The 19,006-nt window shown below is 59.3% G+C and carries 17 protein-coding genes; 6 read left to right on the top strand and 11 right to left on the bottom strand.

Features of this window, described 5'->3' with window-relative positions; genetic code table 11:
- Window positions 1–8: 8 nt before the first annotated feature.
- From rodA to HCU66_RS00570, 6 genes are all read right to left on the bottom strand, one after another.
- A complete protein-coding gene (gene rodA / locus HCU66_RS00595) occupies window positions 9–1,112 on the bottom strand; it encodes a rod shape-determining protein RodA (RefSeq protein WP_205886701.1) in 1,104 nt (367 codons plus the stop codon).
- Window positions 1,113–1,143: 31 nt separating this feature from the next.
- The gene (gene mrdA, locus HCU66_RS00590; protein WP_205886541.1) at window positions 1,144–3,039 is read right to left on the bottom strand and encodes a penicillin-binding protein 2; all 1,896 of its coding nucleotides are present in this window, start codon (window positions 3,037–3,039) and stop codon (window positions 1,144–1,146) included.
- A gap of 10 nt (window positions 3,040–3,049) precedes the next feature.
- Entirely contained in the window at window positions 3,050–3,517 is a 468-nt protein-coding gene (gene rlmH, locus HCU66_RS00585; protein ID WP_003185785.1) for a 23S rRNA (pseudouridine(1915)-N(3))-methyltransferase RlmH, read from the bottom strand.
- A 9-nt stretch (window positions 3,518–3,526) separates the two neighbouring features.
- The gene (gene rsfS / locus HCU66_RS00580; RefSeq protein WP_205886540.1) at window positions 3,527–4,021 is read right to left on the bottom strand and encodes a ribosome silencing factor; all 495 of its coding nucleotides are present in this window, start codon (window positions 4,019–4,021) and stop codon (window positions 3,527–3,529) included.
- Between the two features lie 72 nt (window positions 4,022–4,093).
- On the bottom strand, window positions 4,094–4,783 hold the full coding sequence (gene nadD / locus HCU66_RS00575; protein ID WP_205886539.1) for a nicotinate-nucleotide adenylyltransferase: 690 nt from the start codon (window positions 4,781–4,783) through the stop codon (window positions 4,094–4,096).
- 1 nt (window position 4,784) lies between these two features.
- Entirely contained in the window at window positions 4,785–6,056 is a 1,272-nt protein-coding gene (locus HCU66_RS00570; RefSeq protein WP_205886538.1) for a glutamate-5-semialdehyde dehydrogenase, read from the bottom strand.
- A 177-nt stretch (window positions 6,057–6,233) separates the two neighbouring features.
- On the opposite strand from HCU66_RS00570, the gene HCU66_RS00565 reads away from it, so the two are divergent.
- Entirely contained in the window at window positions 6,234–6,929 is a 696-nt protein-coding gene (locus tag HCU66_RS00565; protein ID WP_205886537.1) for a DNA-3-methyladenine glycosylase, read from the top strand.
- Between the two features lie 48 nt (window positions 6,930–6,977).
- Window positions 6,978–8,294: a bifunctional DedA family/phosphatase PAP2 family protein gene (locus HCU66_RS00560; protein ID WP_205886536.1), complete on the top strand. Its 1,317-nt coding sequence runs from the start codon at window positions 6,978–6,980 to the stop codon at window positions 8,292–8,294.
- A 60-nt stretch (window positions 8,295–8,354) separates the two neighbouring features.
- On the opposite strand, the gene HCU66_RS00555 is transcribed toward HCU66_RS00560, so the two are convergent.
- Complete coding sequence (locus tag HCU66_RS00555; RefSeq protein WP_205886535.1) at window positions 8,355–8,918, bottom strand: hypothetical protein; 564 nt, start codon at window positions 8,916–8,918, stop codon at window positions 8,355–8,357.
- A gap of 9 nt (window positions 8,919–8,927) precedes the next feature.
- Window positions 8,928–9,122: a hypothetical protein gene (locus tag HCU66_RS00550; RefSeq protein WP_205886534.1), complete on the bottom strand. Its 195-nt coding sequence runs from the start codon at window positions 9,120–9,122 to the stop codon at window positions 8,928–8,930.
- A 349-nt stretch (window positions 9,123–9,471) separates the two neighbouring features.
- On the opposite strand from HCU66_RS00550, the gene HCU66_RS00545 reads away from it, so the two are divergent.
- Complete coding sequence (locus HCU66_RS00545; protein WP_241015312.1) at window positions 9,472–12,810, top strand: calcium-binding protein; 3,339 nt, start codon at window positions 9,472–9,474, stop codon at window positions 12,808–12,810.
- Between the two features lie 319 nt (window positions 12,811–13,129).
- Window positions 13,130–14,743, top strand: a complete 1,614-nt coding sequence (locus tag HCU66_RS00540) for a hypothetical protein (protein ID WP_241015311.1) — start codon at window positions 13,130–13,132, stop codon at window positions 14,741–14,743.
- A 95-nt stretch (window positions 14,744–14,838) separates the two neighbouring features.
- Here the strand turns inward: HCU66_RS00540 and HCU66_RS00535 are convergent, their stop codons facing one another.
- The 3 genes from HCU66_RS00535 to HCU66_RS00525 are packed head-to-tail and all read right to left on the bottom strand — an operon-like array spanning window position 14,839 to window position 16,515.
- Window positions 14,839–15,429 carry an LON peptidase substrate-binding domain-containing protein gene (locus HCU66_RS00535; RefSeq protein ID WP_205886533.1) on the bottom strand — a complete coding sequence of 197 codons (591 nt, stop codon included), beginning with the start codon at window positions 15,427–15,429 and terminating at the stop codon, window positions 14,839–14,841.
- A 10-nt stretch (window positions 15,430–15,439) separates the two neighbouring features.
- A complete protein-coding gene (locus HCU66_RS00530; RefSeq protein WP_007937459.1) occupies window positions 15,440–16,156 on the bottom strand; it encodes an LrgB family protein in 717 nt (238 codons plus the stop codon).
- Complete coding sequence (locus HCU66_RS00525) at window positions 16,153–16,515, bottom strand: CidA/LrgA family protein (protein ID WP_205886532.1); 363 nt, start codon at window positions 16,513–16,515, stop codon at window positions 16,153–16,155. Before HCU66_RS00525 ends, HCU66_RS00530 begins: the two co-directional genes overlap by 4 nt.
- Before the next feature lie 189 nt (window positions 16,516–16,704).
- On the opposite strand from HCU66_RS00525, the gene HCU66_RS00520 reads away from it, so the two are divergent.
- Both HCU66_RS00520 and HCU66_RS00515 read left to right on the top strand, forming a co-directional pair.
- Window positions 16,705–17,160 (top strand): MaoC family dehydratase, encoded by a 456-nt coding sequence (locus tag HCU66_RS00520; protein ID WP_205886531.1) that lies wholly within the window; start codon window positions 16,705–16,707, stop codon window positions 17,158–17,160.
- A gap of 115 nt (window positions 17,161–17,275) precedes the next feature.
- Window positions 17,276–18,991 carry a C13 family peptidase gene (locus HCU66_RS00515; RefSeq protein WP_205886530.1) on the top strand — a complete coding sequence of 572 codons (1,716 nt, stop codon included), beginning with the start codon at window positions 17,276–17,278 and terminating at the stop codon, window positions 18,989–18,991.
- Window positions 18,992–19,006 lie beyond the last annotated feature (15 nt).

The following is a 19,006-nucleotide window of genomic DNA, read 5'->3' as shown; positions in this document are numbered from 1 at the left end:
CACCTTATTCAAACCTGTGCAATCCACTTGCGATGGGTATGGATCGACATCAAAACCCCAAACGCTGACAGTAGCGTCACCAGCGAAGTTCCTCCGTAGCTAATGAACGGCAACGGCACCCCTACCACCGGCAACAGGCCACTGACCATACCGATGTTGACGAAAACGTAAACAAAAAACGTCATGGTCAGGCTGCCCGCGAGCAATTTGCCGAACAATGTCTGGGCCTGGGCGGTAATCACCAGCCCGCGGCCGATTAACAGCAGGTAAATCAGCAACAGTGCGCAGATGCCCACCAGGCCGAACTCTTCGCCCAGGACCGCAATGATGAAGTCGGTGTGGCTTTCCGGCAGGAAATCCAGATGCGACTGAGTACCGAGCAACCAGCCTTTGCCGAACACACCGCCGGAGCCGATGGCCGCTTTCGACTGAATGATGTTCCAGCCCGTGCCCAGCGGATCGCTCTCCGGGTCGAGGAAGGTCAGGATTCGCTGCTTTTGATAGTCGTGCATGATGAAGAACCACATCGCCACGGACACCGGCACGGCGGCGGCGATCACACTGATGATCCAGCGCCAGCGCAGGCCGCCCATGAACAGCACGAACGCGCCCCCGGCGAGAATCAGCAGCGAGGTGCCAAGGTCCGGCTGACGCACGATCAGAATGAACGGGATGCCGATCAGCACCAGGCTGATCCCGACATGCTTGAGCTGTGGCGGCAAGGAGCGCTTGGCCAGGTACCAGGCGATGGTCGCCGGCATCAGGATCTTCATGAATTCCGAGGGCTGGAAGCGGATCACCCCGGGGATGTTGATCCAGCGGGTAGCCCCCATAGCGTTGTGACCCATGACGTCCACCACCACCAGCAAGATCACGCCGACCACATAACCGAGCGGCACCCAGCGCGCCATGAAACGCGGCTCGAACTGGGCGATGACGATCATCGATACCAGGCCGATGCCGAAGGAAGTGGCTTGCTTGGCCAGCAGGTCCCAGCTCTTGCCACTGGCCGAATACAGCACGAACAGGCTGCCGGCGGCGAGGGTCAGCAGCAGGATCAGCAACGGGCCGTCGATGTGCAGGCGTTGCAACAGCGTCGCACGGCGACGCATCACATCCTCGCTGGAGAGCATGCGATCGAAATTATTCTTCACGGGCCGTAGCCTCCGCACTAATAGGGCTGGCGTATTCGGCTTTCAGTCGGCCGTCCTGGTCCAGGAGCCAGGCGTCCATGACTTGACGCACCACCGGTGCGGCGACGCCGGAACCGGACTCGCCGTTCTCCACCATCACCGACACCACGATCTTCGGGTTGTCGGCCGGCGCGAAGCCGACGAACAGGGCGTGGTCGCGATGGCGCTCCTGAACCTTGGAGCGGTCGTACTTCTCGCCCTGCTTGATCGCGACCACCTGGGCCGTACCCGACTTGCCGGCGATCCGGTATTGAGCGCCAATCGAGGCCTTGCGCGCCGTACCACGGGCACCGTGCATCACCTGCTGCATGCCGTGGTTGACCTTGGCCCAGTCCGACGGGTCGCGCAGGATGATGTCCGGCATCGGGTTCTCATCCACCGGTTTCACACCGTCGAGGGACTTGGCCAGGTGCGGCCGGTTCCACACCCCCTTGTTGGCCACCAGCGCCGTGGCTTGCGCCAGTTGCAACGGCGTGGACTGCATATAGCCTTGACCGATCCCCAGAATCAGCGTCTCGCCCGGAAACCAGGCCTGACGCCGGGTCGCGCGCTTCCATTCCCGGGTCGGCATCAGCCCCGGCGACTCTTCGAACATGTCCAGGGAGACCTTCTGGCCGATGCCGAATTTGCTCATGTAGGCCGACAACCGATCGATCCCCAGCTTGTGCGCCAGATCATAGAAGTAGGTGTCGTTGGAACGCATGATCGCCGTGTCCAGATCGACAAAGCCGTCACCGGTACGGTTCCAGTTGCGGTACTTGTGATCGTAGTTGGGCAGCATGTAGTAGCCCGGGTCGAACACACGGCTCGACGCCGTGACCACGCCCGCGTCCAGACCGGCAATCGCCACCGCCGGCTTGATGGTCGAACCCGGCGGGTACAGACCGCGCAGCACGCGGTTGAACAGTGGCCGGTCGATGGAGTCACGCAGCTCGGAATAGGCCTTGAAACTGATGCCCGTGACGAACAGGTTCGGGTCGAAACTCGGCTGGCTGACCATCGCCAGCACTTCGCCAGTCTTCGGGTCCAGCGCCACCACCGCGCCACGGCGACCGCCCAGCGCGGCTTCGGCGGCTTCCTGCAATTTGATGTCCAGGCTCAGGACGATGTCCTTGCCGGAAATCGGTTCGGTACGTTTGAGTACCCGCAGCACGCGGCCACGGGCGTTGGTCTCGACTTCTTCGTAACCGACCTGGCCGTGCAATTCGGGCTCGTAGAAGCGCTCGATGCCGGTTTTGCCAATTTGATGGGTGCCGCTGTAACTCACCGGGTCCAGAGACTTGAGCTCTTTCTCGTTGATCCGCCCCATATATCCCACCGAGTGCGCAAAGTGCGCGCCCTGCGGGTAATGCCGTACCAGTTGCGCGACCACTTCCACACCGGGCAGACGGAACTGGTTCACCGCGATGCGGGCGATCTGCTCTTCAGTCAGCTCGAACAGGATCGGCACCGGCTCGAACGGTCGGCGCCCCTGGCGCATGCGTTTCTCGAAGATCACCCGGTCCTCGGGCGTCAGCTCCAGCACTTCGACGATCACGTCGAGCACTTGCTGCCAGTCGCCGGAGCGTTCGCGGGTCATGCTCAGGCTGAAGCTGGGCCGGTTGTCGGCCACCACTACGCCGTTGCGGTCGAAAATCAGCCCGCGAGTCGGCGGAATCGGCTGCACATGAACGCGGTTGTTTTCCGACAGGGTCGAGTGATACTCGTACTGGATCACCTGGAGAAAATACAGCCGCGCGATCAGCACGCCAATCAGCGCCACCACCGCAATGGCCCCGAACACGACGCGACCACGCACCAGACGGGCGTCTTTTTCGTGGTCCTTGATGCGGATCGGCTGGGACATGAGGGCAGAACTACTTGTGGTAAGGGTGGCCGGACAACACTGTCCAGGCACGATACAGCTGTTCGCCGATCAGAATCCGCACCAGCGGATGCGGCAACGTCAACGGTGACAACGACCAGCGTTGATCCGCCCGGGCACAGACTTCCGGCGCCAGCCCCTCGGGGCCGCCGACCATGAAATTCACCGTGCGCGAGTCCAGCCGCCAGCGATCGAGTTCGACTGCCAGTTGCTCGGTGCTCCAGGGCTTGCCGTGGACTTCGAGGGTGACAATGCGCTCATTCGGGCCGACCTTGGCCAGCATGGCTTCGCCCTCCTGACGGATAAAGCGCGCCACGTCGGCGTTCTTGCCGCGGGTGTTGAGCGGAATTTCCACCAGTTCCAACGCCAGCTCGGACGGAAGACGCTTGGCATATTCATGCCAGCCTTCTTCCACCCACTTGGGCATGCGTGAACCGACGGCGATCAGTCGCAGTCGCACAGCGGTCCCTTATTGCTGGTCTTTGTTGAGCTTGGTGAAATGCTCATGGGTGTTCTCGGGGCTGTGGTGTGCAGCGCTGGCCGAACGGCTTTGCTCGGCGCCGGCCCACAGGCGTTCCAGGTCGTAAAACTGACGAGCCGAGGCGGTCATCATGTGCACGATGACGTCGTCCATATCCAGCAACACCCAGTCGCTGTCGCCCTTGCCTTCTTCACCCAGCGGCTTGACGCCCCGGGCCTTGACCGCTTCGCGGACCTTGTCCAGCATCGCGCCGATCTGGCGGTTGGACGTACCGGTGGCGATGATCATGTAGTCAGTGATGCTCTGCTTTTCACGAACGTCGATCACCTGAATGTCCTGGGCCTTGACGTCTTCCAGGGCCGCTACGGCAACCTTGACCAGCTCTTCGCCGGCCAGTGGCGCGCCAGTTGGCGCTTCTACTGGCAGCGGGGCGCTCTTGAATGTGCCCTTGCGCTTTACTTTGCTTACGTCTTTGTCAGTCATATAAAACTCGTTTTGCTCGTATGTTCGGGCGCTTCGATACACGCATTCACGTGCCTTGAAGCGCGCCCTTTTTCAGTTCGACGCACGGTAAAGCCCGTGCGCATCGATGTAGGCCAGGACCGCGTCGGGCACCAGGAAACGTACCGACTTACCGCTGGCCAGCAGTTGACGGATCTGGGTGGCGGATACCGCGAGCGGTGTCTGCCAGACGAATGCAATCTGTCCGCTCGGCCCTTTGAGGGCCAGCGGGTCGTTCACCGAACGCGCTGCCAGCAGGTTGCGCAAGGCATCCGGCGGTTCGCTGTCGGCATCCGGGCGTTGCAGCACCAGGATGTGGCAATGCTGGAGCAACTCTTCCCAGCGGTGCCAAGTGGGCAGGCCGCAAAATGCGTCCCAGCCCAAAAGTAGAAAAACCTGGTCTGAAGCGGCAAGTTCGGTGCGCATCAGTTCCAGGGTGTCGATGGTGTAGGACGGTTTGTCCCGCTGCAATTCGCGAGCGTCCACCACCAACGGCGGCACACCGGCCACCGCGCACTTGACCATCGCCAGACGGTCCTTCGCCGACACCTGTGGCGTGCCACGATGGGGCGGCCTGGCACTGGGCGTCAGACGCAACTCATCGAGCGTCAGCGATTCGGCGACTTCCAGCGCGCCGCGCAGATGGCCGATGTGCACCGGGTCGAAAGTCCCGCCCAGTACGCCAATGCGTCGAGGCCGGGGCTCGCTGGCGGTCACTGGGGCAGACGGATCGAGGTCGCCCAAGTCAGAGCGACTCCTGGCCGCGCAACTGTCCGTCACCGACCACGATGTACTTCTCGCAGGTCAGACCTTCGAGGCCCACCGGGCCGCGGGCGTGCAGCTTATCAGTAGAAATGCCAATCTCGGCACCCAATCCGTATTCGAAGCCATCGGCGAAGCACGTCGGGGTGTTGATCATCACCGAGGACGAATCGACTTCAGCCACGAAACGCCGGGTGTCGGCCAGGTTTTCACTGACGATCGAGTCGGTGTGATGGGAGCCGTTCTTATTAATGTGCTCGATGGCCTGATCCAGCCCGTCGACCACGCGGATCGAGAGGATCGGCGCCAGGTATTCGGTAGTCCAGTCTTCTTCAGTGGCCGCGACGGCCTCGATGATCGCCCGGGTGCGCTCGCAACCGCGCAGTTCGACGCCTTTTTCGCGGAACTGGGCAGCCATCGCCGGCAGAAACTCTTTGGCAACGGCTAGATCGACCAACAGGGTTTCCATGGCGCCGCAGATGCCATAACGGTAAGTCTTGGCGTTGAACGCAATGCGCTGGGCTTTCGGCAGATCGGCGTGGGCGGCGACGTAGACGTGACAGATGCCGTCCAGGTGCTTGATGACGGGCACGCGGGCATCGCGGCTGATCCGTTCGATCAGGCCACGGCCGCCCCGGGGCACGATGACGTCGACGTATTCGGGCATGGTGATCAGCGCGCCAACGGCGGCACGGTCGGTGGTTTCGACCACTTGCACCACGGCGGCCGGCAGACCGGCCTCGGCCAGGCCACGCTGGATGCAGGCGGCGATGGCGCGGTTGGAATGAATGGCCTCGGAGCCGCCACGCAGGATGGTCGCGTTGCCGGACTTCAGGCACAGGCTGGCGGCATCGATGGTCACGTTCGGCCGCGACTCGTAGATGATCCCGATCACGCCCAACGGCACGCGCATCTTGCCGACCTGAATGCCCGATGGCCGATAACTCATGTCACGGATTGCACCGACCGGGTCCGGCAGTGCCGCGACCTGACGCAAACCGACGATCATGCCGTCGATGCGCGCCGGGGTCAGTGCCAGACGCTCCAGCAGGGCAGGCTCAAGACCATTGGCGCGACCGGCGGCCAAATCCTGCTCATTGGCTGCGGTCAGCTCGGCGCGAGAGGCGTCCAGCGCATTGGCCGCCGCCTGCAAGGCGCGGTTTTTCTGCGCGGTGCTGGCGCGGCCGATCACGCGGGAAGCTTCGCGGGCGGCGCGACCCAGGCGGGTCATATAGTCAAGAACGGACTCAGTCATGGTCTGCTGTGGTCTTGGTAAAGAGGAAAGCGGCAGATTATAGCTGTCGCGTCTCCCGACTAACAGCGGTGACGGGCGGATGGTCGAAATGGGGAGCAATTTGCCGATGTTCAGCCGGGATTAAGTTCCATATTGTTATGATCACGACTCAATCAGCCCTGATAAACGCTGTTCATCATGACCAACCTGACTGTCCGTGCGTCCGATATGCGCCCACCCAAGGCGTTGCCGGATGCGTTTTTCGACCGCGACGCCCAAACCCTGGCCCGGGATTTACTGGGCAAAATCATCCGTCATCGGGTCGACGACCTGTGGCTCAGCGCCCGGATCATCGAGACCGAGGCCTATTACTGCGAAGAAAAAGGCAGCCACGCCTCCCTGGGTTACACAGAAAAGCGTAAGGCTTTGTTTCTGGATGGTGGCCACATTTATATGTACTACGCCCGCGGCGGCGATTCCCTGAACTTCAGTGCTCAAGGTCCGGGCAATGCGGTGCTGATCAAATCCGCCTATCCATGGGTCGATGAACTGAGCGGGCCGGCGAGCCTGGCGCAGATGCTGCTGAACAATCCCGATGCTCAGGGTCGCCCTCGTCCCTCACAAAAGCTGTGTGCCGGGCAGACATTGCTGTGCAAGGCACTGGGATTGAAGGTGCCCGTCTGGGATGCCAAGCGCTTCGACCATGAAGTGCTGCTGGTGGAAGACATCGGACCGGCACCCGGCCATATCATCCAGACCACACGCCTGGGCATTCCCCACGGGCGCGACGAACATTTGATGTACCGTTTCGTCGATGCGGCTTATGCCGCCTATTGCACTCGTAACCCGCTGCGACGTGGGCAAGTCGAAGGTCGCGATTATTTTTTGCTGTGAACACAATCGCCCCTACATAGATTCAATCAATACGATGGAGTTATTTTTATGGGCCTATGGCTCGATAGCGTGACCGGTTGGCTGACGGTCAATCCGCAGTGGCTGGCCGTGGCGGTGTTCATAGTCGCTTGTGTGGAATGCCTGGCGATTGCCGGGCTTGTCGTGCCCGGCACGGTGTTGTTGTTTGCGGTGTCGGTGCTGGCCGGCAGTGGCGCGCTGTCGCTGGGTGAAACGCTGCTGCTGGGTTTTCTCGGCGGCGTGTTGGGCGACATCGTTTCGTATTATTTGGGACGGCATTTCCACCAGAACATCCGGCGCCTGCCGGGGTTGCGCCATCATCCGGAATGGATGGTCGGGGCCGAGGCCTATTTCCAGCGTTATGGCATTGCCAGCCTGTTGGTCGGACGTTTCATCGGCCCGTTACGACCGATGCTGCCGATGGTCGCCGGGATGTGCGATATGCCATTCCCGCGCTTCGCCGTCGTCAGCCTGTTGGCCGCTGCGGGCTGGAGCCTCGCCTACCTGCTGCCGGGCTGGGCCACCGGGGCGGCGATTCGCCTGCCGCTGCCGGAAGGTTTCTGGCTGCAGGCAGGGATCGTCGCCGGCAGCATTGCGGTGATGGTCGGCCTCAGCGCCAACAGCAGCCTGCGCCGCCATCGCCGGGCAACGGTCTGGATCAGCAGCATGAGTCTGCTAATCCTGATCGGCCTGTTCATCGGCTATCCGCACCTGACCGCCCTCGACCAAGGGTTGATGGCTCTGGTGCAGGAACACCGCAGCCCGATGCTCGATGAAGTGGCGGTGGTGTTCACGCTGATCGGCGAATTCCGCAACATGTTTATGCTCAGCGCCCTGCTGACCGCCTTGCTGTTGCTCACTCGCCAATGGCGCCATGCAATCTTCGCTGGCGACACTTTGTTTTTCACCGCGCTGGGCAACACCGCGACCAAGCACTTTTTCGCCCGCGTGCGCCCGGAAGTGCTGAGTGATCCATTGACCAGCTACAGCATGCCCAGCGGCCATGCCTCGGGCTCTTTCGCGCTGTTCCTGACGCTCGCGGTGCTGGCTGGCCGCGGGCAACCACCGCGAATGCGCCTGACCTGGTTATTGGTGGGCTGCTTGCCAGCACTGACGATTGCCTTGTCGCGAGTGTATCTGGGGGCGCACTGGCCAACGGATGTTCTTGCCGGTGCGATGCTGGCCGCGTGCGTCTGTGCGGCCAGCCTGTGGCTGAGTCAGCGCCAGACGCCGCTCAACGGCATGCCGTTCAAGGTCTGGTGGCTGATTCTTCCGGCATTGCTGGCGCTGGTCGGGTTCTTTGCCCTGCGCCATCTGCCTCACGCAATGTTGCGGTATGCATACTGATATCAAACCCGCCGACGAAATGCCCACCGCCGCTGGCCAATTGGCGGTGGGCTCTCTTCATCACTTATTTGGTTTGTCGACGGTCTTGATTACAAAGGTCACCGGGCTGTTGTTGTACGCGTCATGGCTGGAGGTGTTGGGATCGACATCCTTGAAATGCAGCCTTCCCTTATCATTGGCCAGATAGAGAACCCCTGCGCTCTCCTCATTGCGCAAGTACACATAGCTCGGCTTGGCGTTCAGATCGCTGAACCAGGCTTTCTCTGCGCCGTGTTTGACGATGGAAAATCCTTTCCCGGGGAAACCTTTACGGACTACAAGTTGGCGGGCCTCAGGTTTGATTGCCAGATAGGCCCCATCATAGCCCCCCCTTAACGCCACCATGACCGAATAACTTTCACCCTGAGGAATAAACTTAAACAATAGTGGCTTGTCGCTTTCGTGATCGGCCAACGTCAGGAACTCTGTTCCTTCATCGCTGGCCAGAGCCACTTCAACATCCAGTCGCTCACGCTGAGTGATGCGCACATTGCGCAAACGTGCCTTAAGGCGCTGCTGATTCAATACAACGGGCAATCCGTTGACATAAAGATTAGCGGCAAACCCCTTACTATTACTTTCCATAGACTTTTATCACTCCATGCTTTCGTGGCTGACCGTCGGCACTTTCGCTCGTCTGCGCTTGCGGCGTTCCACCACCATGGCATCAGCGTAAAAACCTGCGGCCTCAATGATATTTCCAGTATTCGGATCGGTATTGGCGTTCTTTAAAACATACCGCCCAGCGATGTCATCCCAAAAAGCCCACTCATCTTCATAAATCGTCACAACGCACTCCTTTGCGTAAAAAAAATAAACCCGCCTATTGCCGAGTTACATCTCACGCTAATTGGAAAACAGGCAAGACACAACAACCGACACCCGACAACTTTATACAAAACACAACAACACAATTGGAAAAGTAAAAATACATGAATCCAACAGGTACCTCATGACACATTCCCTCATCAACACCTGATAACGCACTTCCAAAAGAGCAATAACTTTGACAACACTATCAACTGAAACAAGCCAGAGTAATTATCTGACAGCAACCGTTAAAATATCCGACATTCCCCCCCAGCCGAATCCAGCCGAGGCCAGCACTTCCCCGCCCGCAGGCAGGACTCCCAACCTTTTGGATCTGGACAAACTGTTCGGCCCCATTCGAGTCGGCGAATTCACCGTCAGTCGCCAGGCGCTTCAGGCGTTGGGTGGCCAGCTCAATGGAGAGGCCATCTCTGCGGCCAACACTTACTTTTCCGAACCCGATCAGGCGTTCTTCGATGCTCTGGAGTTTGATCCGCTTCTGGTCGAACAGCGAATCAACTCAGCCAACCCACAGCAAAGCCAACTTGTCCCGACATTGCTGTATGAGCTCGTCACACTTCGCTCTCCCGACGCAGCCTCGTTAATACGCGAAATGCCTGCGCACGCCTGCGCTGCACCGATGAACAAGATCACCCGCCTGCTCAACGCCACACAGCGCCTGGACATCCATAAAGATCCGCTGCCCGAGCATTTGCCGAGCTGGGTGGACAAGGCCAAGAGTCGCGGGATGACCAGCATGGGCGCGGGGCTGCAGGCTTACGGGTTGTACTGCGCTTACACAGGCGCGATCGATGCGCTCAAGAAAGGGCAATTGGGCGAAGCCCTCATCAATGTGGGTGGAGGTGCAGCGGAAATCGGTTCGCTGGGCCTGGAGTACGCCCTGACCAGGACCGGTGAAAAGATGATTCGCCACGGCGCCATGGCCTTCGAGCAATTCTGCATGACCACCATGGGTAAGTGGCTGTGCCGGGGTGCGGGGTTGATCGCCAGCGTACTCACGCTGCCCTTCGACATTTATACCGCCATCAAATCCTTCAGCGACGCGGCCAAGGCCCAAGGCAAGGAAGCACAGGATCTGTATGTCACTGGCGGACTGAGCGTATTCAGTGGAACGCTGTCCCTTGCGCTTGGCTGCGCGGCGCTGATGGGTTTCCAGGCCGCCGGCCCGGTGGGCATCGCCGCCGCCGCCATCCTGATTGTCGGGGCGAGAATCTACGGCGCCGCACGGGTGGTCGACGACCTCGACGATTACATCGAGCTGAGCGTGAACGAGCGCTGGCGCGCGGGCTGGTTTGCCTTTACCGGGCAGGACCAGGACAAGGAGCTCATGGAACGCTTTACCGTCGCCAAAACCTACAGCGACTATGCCAAGGCGTTGAAAACCAAGAGCATCAGCTGGCTCGACAACGAACTCAAGGACAGTGTCGAGGCGGTGGTAAGCGGTCGGTTCGAAATCAAGATGCAGCCCACCCGGATCTATAGATATCAATGGGATGAGGCCAAGGGCGAGTCGCCCTATACCACGGTCAACCAGCCCGTCATCAACGAAACCGATGATACCTACGATGCCCGGGACGGCTTACCGATTGGCGACTCAAGCATCATCACCGGTCAGAGCAATCCCGCCAAAGGGATCTTCTGGAATCTGGGGGGCGGCAACGACACCGTGCGGGGCGTACGAGACAAGCCGAATCACTTCGGCTATGGCGCCGGTAAAAAAATCCTGAGCGGTGGTAGCAAGGACGATTCGTTTCTGTTTCAGGCTGCAACCGAAGCACTCGCCTCCACACCCGCCCCGCATCGAACCAGCCACCTGCAAGGCGGCCCCGGCACCGACCTGCTATGGCTGCAAGGTCTAAACAAGCGCGAAGACAAGGAGTCGAACCCGCCCTATGTCGGCTTCGACGTCAACCTTAAGAATGGCAAGCTGGGTTTGCTCTCTGCGGACTCTTCCGTAGAACCCGTACAGCACTCGACCATTGAATCCATCGAAAAAGTCGAGACACTGGCCGGCGCGGCCAACCGGGTCACGGGCTCGGACCAGGCAGACCTGATCACCGCCAATGGTGACGACCGGATCCATGCAGGCGCGGGCGATGACCAGATTTCGATACGCGGAACCCATTGCATCGTCGATGGCGGCAGCGGAAGCGACGATTATTACCTCGATTCACGTAGCCTCAGCGTCTCCATTACCGAAGATGGTCAGGAGCAAAGCAAGGTCTACCTCGGTGTGACGCTCGAAGCCATTCAGAGCTGGCGCATCCGTGACAATGCGTTGGTGATCGAGTCACTGCGCGATGATGACCCACAGGTACCACAACGGGAGCTGATCATCGAGGCGGTGTATCAGACGCTCAATGGCAAACGCCGGCTGCGCAACGACAAATGGATATTCATCACCCTGGACGGCTACCACCTGCAGCCTGCATGGCCTGCCGAAACGCCGGACCTGACCGACCTGCAGCTGAGCATCTGCGTCATCGCCGCCGGCCTGGCGAAAACGCCTCCTGTGCCGCTTTATAACCGCCCTCGCGCCATCCCGGCCAAAGCGCACTCGTTTTACTACGTTTCCCGCGAAAGCCACCACACAATCCTTGTGGCCGCACAGAATGACAAAGAAACCCGCAGCACGCTGTATGTCGACTTCGACAGCACAGAGATCGACGAAGTCAGAGCCATTTACGTGGTGGAGGCCGTCGAGGCAAATGCATTCACAGTACTCAGTTACACGAATGTTCATTTCACCATCACCTTCGTGCAGGGTGGCGGGCTCCTCTCACTGCACAGGGGAGTGATCGAAAATCCGGGCAAAAAAAGCGACATGGGCGCCGGCATTCTGGCCTCCGGCTGGAAGATGAATCATTCCTTCATCCTGGTGATGCGGGACGGTATTTCTTATCACCTCGACTTCCCCCGCCACTCATACCTCGATGATGCGCAGAACACCGGCTACAACGTTGTTGACAGTCGCGCCTCGCTGCGTGAGCGTGCAGGCCAGTACATCTTTGTAAAACCCTCTGTCGAAAAACGCACATTAAAGACCACGCCGCAACGAATCGACTTTCAGACAGCCGAACACAATGCGACTTATTGGCTGGAAGGACGGTCCGCTTCTTATGACATCTATCCGACCAGCAATAGCGTTATCCGACTGTCCACGGCGCAGGCCGATGCCAATACCTCGGGATCTTCAACCTGGTGTATTTACACACAACATCTTGAAGAGAAAATCACCCACCGGCAGCTCGAGATAAAGAACAACCGGCTCAAGATCGGCAGCATTCATTTTCATCTGCCGGACAGTGGCGATCCGACGCTGCCGTTGGAAATGATCGACGTTGTTGTTTCCTCGGGAGACCGATATCGAATCAATACCTTGTTTGAGGTCATAGGTCTCTACGCCATCAATGCATTGGCCTGTCCCTCGCCCCAGGCAATCGTCGCGCTGATACAAGATCATAAACAACGGGATGAACTTGAGAACAATGAAATCCACATTCAAAACATCCACTTGCTGGATGCCACTCCCGGAAAGATTTTGTACATCGCTGATACGGGCCATTGGACAATCGATAGCGATCCGTCACGCACGATTAATGCAGAACATCTGATCATTGGAGAAATGCCCCAACCACTGAACTGAACTAAACTGACCGACTTTTTTGCAATGGACTTTTTAATCGTCAAGGAATGACACGATGCGACCAAAACCTCCTTCTTCGGCCAATACTCCAAGGGCTAACACGCCGACGCCCACTACCCCCGGATCAAACCGGGCGCGGCCAGATGCACAAGCACCTTCACTGCACCAGCCGCCACTCGGTTCGCCAACTCAGTACCCTGTCAGGCCTGATCAACGACCCGGCAGCCATTCCGAAGGCGGTGCTGAACCGTCGAGGCTCGATATTTCAGACTTGCCCTCCGCCGAGCCCCAGACAAGTGTCGGGTTCAGCAGTTATCTATTGAATCGCGCCTTGCTGCGCAACATGCAACCTGCCGATGACGACGGTTTTCGCTTTGTCGTCGGGCGCAAGTTCGTAGACGTCAAAGATGTCGGTACCGTACATGTGGAGTTCGATGCGGATCTTGGCGCTTACCGGGTGACAGATCTTTACAAGAAGCTGCCGCCGGGTCCCGCGCTCTACAAAAATGCAGGCGAGGCGACCTGGAGTCCAACACATCAGGTTGGCGCGCATCCGCCGTTGAAGCGGCTACATTCCGCTGACGACGAAATCGCAGCGCCCGTCAAACAACCGGCGGCCTCGCGCCCCGCGATACAAACCGAGGCGGCAATACCACCTCTACCTCCGGCCGGATTCCACGGAGCGCCTACCCACCTGAGCGCCTGGACCGATCATCAGATACGGCAGTTCTACGGCCTCCACGACCAGGATATCCTGCGTTTTCGTATTGAGGCCCAGACCAGCGGCACAAGGCCTGAATGGGCCAGACCGCTGAATTCCGGCAACCCTAGAGATGAACTGCTGGGCGATTCCCTGCGATGGCTGTATCCGACAATGACCCACGGCGAACGGGTCGTGCTTTTGCGCTCCTACAACCTTTCGCCCAACCAGCATAGACAACTGCGCAACGACCTGATCGACAATCCCCGGGCTCTTCCCCAGTGGGTCGAGCAGCACAGGCTGCGCACCCTCGACGCGAACGCCCCGACCCGTTTCGACCCGTTCCATCAGGAAATCGAACCACTGCTCCTGCCCTTGAGAAACGGTACGTCGCAACTCCGCGGCCTGTTCGACCTCGATGAAACTGTCAGCCGCGAATTTCTCGATGCCTTCCTGGCAAAACTGGGTTATTTACGAAACGGCAATGATTGTTTGTACCGCACAGATATCCCCGGTTTGTTCAGGGCCGATGAACGTACGCCATTCGAGTTTTATAACGATGCCCGGATGCTGCCGCGCTTAAAACATCCGCGTGGTGCGACGACCGAAAAACCGATCAGCGCAACGGTAAGTCTGAAGTTGGTCAAGGAGTATGCCGGCAGGGGCACTGATGCCCCCGACCCGGAGTATCTGCGCTACAACAACCAGAAGAATAAATATCCCGGAAAGAAACCCGGCGAGCCCGACAATGACTCAGATAGCTCCGATAACGATTGGTCTGACTCGTCTGAGGTGGAGCTTGACTCCGAACGAAACTACGAAACCATCCGACATAAACAAAATTTCATATTTGCCTATGTCATCGATACCCGAAAAATGGAAGTTGTACTGAGAGAGGAGAATATATTTCTTAACGGGAGCGCCGAAAAACAGGGGGCCTGGTTTCCGGAAGACGATCATGAAGCATTGATATCAACCTCCAAACGGGGCATCGGCTCGGAACGTATCTGGCTACTCGACTCCACACTCACCCGCGCAGCGAAAATCAATGATGTCGCCCAGCAAGCTGATTACTACTCCCGTATGGATATCGAGGAGCAAACCCATAGCGGCGCCTACAATCGACATCGATATGACGCCCTGATAGAGGCCGTTGCCCAAGCAGGCAAGCCCATTCTGAAACTGGATTCAGGAAAGCAATGGTTCGCTAACGATATCGTCTGGCCTGAGTGATCACCGGATCGCGAAGCAACTGAACAGCGAGTTTGATTCATTGAGCAACGGCGGGGGTTACCTGCCGTTGCCATGGATGACAGGGAGCCATCGCTTCAGGCAAACAACTCACCCTGCAACTCATCGAGCAGCGCCTGAATCGCATCCAGCCGCTGCTGCGGATCGTCGAGTTGCAGCAGGTCGATCTTGTCTTCTTCGGAGAACGGCAACAGATAAGCAAGCTGATTGGCCAGCGACTGCTGACCCACCGCCTCGGTGCCCATGTTCAGCGCCTCGACCATCGGGTGCTCGGCCAGGGCCTTGAGCAACGCCACCAGATCGGCGTCTTCATCCTGCAACGGTTGCTCCGGCTCTTCGTCCAGCCACTCGACTTCGGCGACGATGAGTTGATCGCGCTGCACTTCGGTGCTCAGCACATGGAAACGACGCCCGCCCTGCACCCGGATGCCCAGCAGGCCGTTGTCCTGCTGCTGGAAATCGGTGATCCGCGCTTCGCAACCGACCATGGCAAAGCCTTCGGGTGCGGCGCCGACTTCGCTGCCTTCGAGGATGCACACCACACCGAAACCGCCGCCCTGCTTCATGCAGCGGCCGATCATGTCCAGGTAGCGCGCCTCGAATATCTGCAAATCGAGGTTGCAACCGGGAAACAGCACGGTGTTCAGCGGGAAAAGCGGCAAGCTCATAGACATTTCCTTACACCACCATCGACACCGCCAACGGCAGGAACACCGCCGTGGCCACGCCCATCAGACTCATCGCCAGCGCCGCGAAGGCGCCGCACTCTTCACTTTCCTGCAGGGCCACCGAGGTGCCGACTGCGTGGGCGGTCATGCCCAGGGCCATACCGCGGGCCTCTGGACTGTGGACCCCGAGACGGGTCAAAAGACTCGGCCCGAAGATTGCCCCGATCACTCCGGTAATCAACACGAACACCGCCGCCAGTGCCGCGACGCCACCGATCTGCTCCGCCACCAGCATGGCAATCGGCGAGGTCACCGACTTGGGGGCCATGGTCATCAGGATCATGTGTTCGGCGCCGAACCACCAGCCCAGCAATACGCCCATGCCCGTGGCGACCACGCCACCTATCACCAGCGTAGTAAATATCGGCCAGAACAACTGCCGGATCCGTCGCAGGTTGAGGTACAGCGGCACTGCCAGCGCAACGGTGGCCGGACCGAGCAGGATACTGAGGATCTCGGTGCTCTTGCGGTACTCGACGTAGCTCAGACCGCAACTGACCAGCACACCGATGACTAGCAACATGGAGACCAGCACCGGTTGCAGGAAAATCCAGCGGGTTTTCTCGAACGCCGCCAGCACCAACTGATACGCGCCCAGCGTAATGCCGATACCGAACAATGGATGATGAATCACCGACGCCCAGGCGCCGTGCCAATCGAACATCATTGGCCGTCCTCGGGATGGGCATGACGTTTGACCAGGCGCTGCATCAGCACACCGGCGAAGGCCATCGACAGCACCAGCGACAACACCAGCGCGCCGGTGATCGCCCAGAAATCCGCGGCAATGTCGGTGGCGTAAACCATCACGCCCACGGCTGGCGGCACCAGCAACAACGGCAGGTAACGCAGCAGACTACTGGCCGCAAGGTTCAGCGGTTCGCCGACTTGACCGCGAACAATCAGATACCCCAGCAGCAACAGCAGGCCAATGATCGGCCCCGGCAGCACCGGCAAAAACAGATGGTTGAGGGCAGTGCCGAGCAATTGAAAAAGCACCAGCCAGGTCAGGCCACGTAACAACATCCATCATCTCCTGCGCGCTCTCCCCACCAAGAAGGGGCCCGACATTATAAGCACGCTATGAGTCGGCATTCGCCAAAAGCATGGTCAGTTGACCGGAACAGTTTGTCATGTTGATCTAAAGTGGTTCGCAGGGCGGTCAAATCCCCCACTCGAAAAACTATAAAACCGATGAACCCAAGGAGAGTCTCAATGCCCTATGTTCCAGTTGCGGAGCTCAAAGATTATGTCGGCAAGGAACTCGGACGTTCCCAATGGCTCACCATCGATCAGGAACGCATCAACCTGTTCGCGGAAGCCACAGGCGATTATCAGTTCATCCACGTCGACCCGGTCAAAGCCGCGCAAACACCTTTCGGCAGCACCATCGCCCATGGTTTCCTGTCGTTGTCGCTGATCCCCAAGCTGATGGAAGACATCCTCATCCTGCCCCAAGGCGCGAAGATGGTGGTCAACTATGGTCTGGACAGCGTGCGTTTCATCCAGCCAGTGAAGGTCAATTCCAGGGTACGACTCAAGGTCGACATGAACGACGTCACCGAGAAGAAGCCCGGCCAATGGCTACTCAAGGCCACCGCCACGCTGGAAATCGAAGGGTCGGACAAACCGGCCTATATCGCCGAGCCACTGTCCCTCTGCTTCGTCTGACACACGCCTGATTGCGAAACAGCTCACGCTGTTTCGCGCTGTGTTTCTGCCGTGTCTCTATAAATGCGACACATAGCTGCGGCATACTCGGTCGCCTAATTGCCCGGATCCCGCTATGCGCTCACTTGCACTCCTTGCCCTGACCCTTTTGCTCACCGCTTGCGGCGATGGCGAATCGCTGCTGCCCCCCGACGCCCGCCTGCCGGACGGCGGACGCTATCGCGGTGATCTGGTCAACGGGTTGCTGCAAGGCGAGGGTCGCATCGATTACCCCAACGGCAGCTGGTACGCCGGCCAGTTCGACAAAGGCCAATGGCATGGCCAGGGCGAATGGCACGGCAGCAACGGCGAAGTCTATCGCGGGCAATTCCAGCAGGGGCTGTTCGACGGCCAAGGCACCCTGACCACCACCGGCAGCAGCTATACCGGCGGCTTCAAGGCCGGGCGACGCGAAGGTGAAGGCACCCTCAAAGAAAACGCCATGACCTACCGCGGCGAGTTCAAGGCCGATCAATATTCAGGGCTCGGTCGCCTCGAACTCGAAGACGGCAGCCAGTACCAAGGTCAGTTCGTCCACGGCAAACCCAACGGCGAAGGCCAGCGCAGCGATGCCAGCGGCAATCAATTCACCGGGCATTTCGCTAATGGTCAGCTGGAAGGCACCGGTACTTTCAACAGCGCCGATGGCGATATCTATGTCGGCGGTTTCAAAAACAATCAACTGCATGGCAAGGGGCGCTACGAGAACGCCGACGGCGATGTCTGGATCGGTCAGTTCAAGGAAGGCGCGCTGAGCGGCAAGGGCGAGTTGATCGGCGCCGATGGCAGTCACTACATCGGTCAGTTCAGCGACTGGCGTTTCACCGGTCAGGGCCGCTTGAACCTGGCTGATGGCAGCTTCTATATCGGCCAGTTCGAAGGCGACAACTATCAAGGCAAAGGCACGTTGGTGCTGACCGATGGCACGGTGCTGAGCGGCACCTGGATCAACAGTCAGCGCGTGCGCGACGCCGACGGCAAGCTACTGCCAGACACCCTCGAGCTTGGCTTGCTGGCCCAGGGCCGCTTGCTCGATGAAGCACTGGCCAACGTGCCGGCCTCGACCCCGGCGGTCGAACTGTACACCTTGACCCTGGGCGGCGATGGCAAGCAGAGCGTATTCCTGCGCGAATCCGACTACGTCGCCAACATGCTTTCCAGCCGTTTCGGCGCCTTCGGCCAGATCCGTCTGGTCAACCATCGCGACCATCTCGGCGACCGGCCGATGGCCACCCGGGAAAACCTGCGCCGCGCCGCCCAGACCCTGGCCGAACGCAGCGGCCCGGAAGACTTGCTGTTCATTTACCTGACCAGCCATGGCTCCAGTGAACACGAACTGGTGCTCGACCAGCCACGCATGGAACTGGCCGACCTGCCGGCCGACGAACTCGCCGCCGTCCTCGCGCCCCTGAAGAAACGCGACAAGATCATCGTGATTTCGTCCTGTTATTCCGGCGGCTTCATCCCCGCCCTCAAGGACGAACACACCCTGATCATGACCGCCTCGCGTGCCGACCGGGTGTCCTTCGGCTGCTCGGAAGAAGCCAACTTCACTTATTTCGGCGACGCGTTGTTTGCCCAGGCGCTGAACCAGACCGACGATCTGGAGCAAGCCTTCAAACTGGCGAGCGCCACCGTGGCCGAGCGCGAACTGGCCGACAACTTCGAAGCCTCCGAACCGCAGATCTGGGCGCCGAAAGCCGTTCTCGCCCACTGGCAATCGTTACGCAAACAGCAGGCACGAAAGGCCTTGCAAAGTGTCTCTATCAGCAAGGATGAAAAGAGCAACTAAGCTGAATAGTATCAA

The sequence above is a fragment of the Pseudomonas frederiksbergensis genome, assembly GCF_017114915.1.
Taxonomy (GTDB): domain Bacteria; phylum Pseudomonadota; class Gammaproteobacteria; order Pseudomonadales; family Pseudomonadaceae; genus Aquipseudomonas; species Aquipseudomonas frederiksbergensis_I.
Note: the sequence above shows the minus strand (reverse complement) of the source record. Positions and strands in the feature narration are given on the sequence as shown.